This is a genomic window from Mesorhizobium sp. M7A.F.Ca.CA.002.05.1.1 (assembly GCF_003998335.1).
GTDB lineage: Bacteria > Pseudomonadota > Alphaproteobacteria > Rhizobiales > Rhizobiaceae > Mesorhizobium.
Genome location: NZ_RZQI01001110.1, coordinates 1 through 1,695, shown reverse-complemented (window position 1 = coordinate 1,695; position 1,695 = coordinate 1). Strand labels below are relative to the sequence as shown.

1 protein-coding gene is annotated in these 1,695 nt (G+C 61.6%); it reads right to left on the bottom strand.

Features of this window, described 5'->3' with window-relative positions:
- Positions 1 to 40: 40 nt before the first annotated feature.
- Entirely contained in the window at positions 41 to 1,477 is a 1,437-nt protein-coding gene (locus EN939_RS33045; protein ID WP_164749124.1) for a glutamine synthetase family protein, read from the bottom strand.
- Positions 1,478 to 1,695: the final 218 nt, after the last annotated feature.

Below are 1,695 nucleotides of genomic sequence, written 5' to 3'. Positions count from 1 at the left end.
CTACTCCCCTACTCCCCTACTCCCCTACTCCCCTACTCCCCTAAACATTCAGCAACAAATACTCCCGCTCCCACGGGCTGATCACTTCCATGAAGGTCTCGAACTCCGCCCGCTTGATCGCCGCATAGGTGGCGGCGAAGGACTTGCCCAGATGCGCGCAGAGTTCCTCGTCGCCCTCGAACAGGTCGACGGCTTCGAGCAGGCCACGCGGCAGGTCGATTTCGTCGGCATTGGCGGTGGTCAGGACGGGAGGCTCGGCCTTGATCTTGTTGGTGATGCCGATCAGCCCGCAGGCAAGCGATGCCGCCAGCGCCAGATAGGGGTTGGCATCGGAGGACGGGATGCGGTTTTCGACGCGCCGCGCCGCGGGATCCGAGCGCGGCACACGAAACGCCGTGGTGCGGTTGTCATAGCCCCATTTGTTGTTGACCGGCGCCGACGCCGCCTGCGTCAGCCGGCGGTAAGAATTGACATAGGGCGCGAACATCACAAGTGCGTTCGGCACATGCTTCTGCATGCCGCCGATGAAGTGGAAAAAGTCGTCGGTTTCCGAGCCGTCAGCGGCCGAAAAGATGTTCCGTCCGGTCTTCTTGTCGATGATCGACTGATGGATGTGCATGGCGGAGCCGGGTTGCCCCTGGATCGGTTTGGCCATGAAGGTGGCATAGATCTCGTGCTTGAGTGCTGCCTCGCGAATGGTGCGCTTGAACATGAACACCTGGTCGGCCAGTTCGATCGGGTCGCCGTGGCGCAGGTTGATCTCCAACTGCCCGGCGCCCTCCTCGTGGATCAGCGTATCGATCTCCAGGCCCTGGCTTTCGGAGAAATGGTAGATGTCGTCGATCAGTTCGTCGAATTCGTTGACGCCGGCGATCGAATAGCCGGCGCCGCCACCGATCGCGCGTCCCGACCGGCCGACCGGCGGGGTCAGCGGATAGTCCGGATCGGGATTCTTGCGCACCAGGTAGAACTCGATCTCGGGCGCCACCACTGGCTTCAGGCCGAGCTTGTCATAGGCGGCCACCACACGTTTCAACACATTGCGCGGCGTGAACTCGACCGAGCGTCCGTCCTGGTGGACGAGGTCGCAGATGACCGCGGCCGTCGGGTCTTCTTCCCAAGGCACCACCGTCAGCGTCGACAGGTCGGGCATGAGCTTGAGGTCGCCGTCATCTTCCGGGTAATGGAAGCCGTTGCCATCCTCGGGGTAGCCGCCGGAAATCGTCGTCATGAAGACTGCCGACGGCAGCGCCAGCGAGGTGTTGGAGGTGAATTTCTTCGATGGCATCATCTTGCCACGCGCAACGCCTGCCTGATCGGGCGTGATGCACTCGATGTCCTCGATGCCGCGCCACTCCAGCCAGGCGCTGACTTCCTTCCAGTTCTTGACGCCTCGTTGGTTTTTCACGAAGGCAGGCGTGCGGGCGCGTCCTCCGCGGCTCGACGGACGGACTTCCTTTTTTGCAGGCGGCATCATTCACCAGATTGGGTTGCGGATTGTGGAGTATAGCCGTGCCCTCCTATGGAAGGGAAGGGGAGCCGCGTCGGGCATTGGCCGGCGCGGTTGAAAATCACGCCAATCGGCTTAGTTTCGGCCGTCCCACTTCAATCGAGGCCCCCAAATCTTAATCGAGAAATTGAATGCGGCCCAACGGCAAACTGACAACGATCGGATTCGATGCCGACGACACGCTG

What these genes read in the sequence shown, in the direction of transcription:
- EN939_RS33045 (WP_164749124.1), bottom strand. Translation starts at nt 1,477, where the DNA reads ATGATGCCGCCTGCAAAAAAGGAAGTCCGTCCGTCGAGCCGCGGAGGA.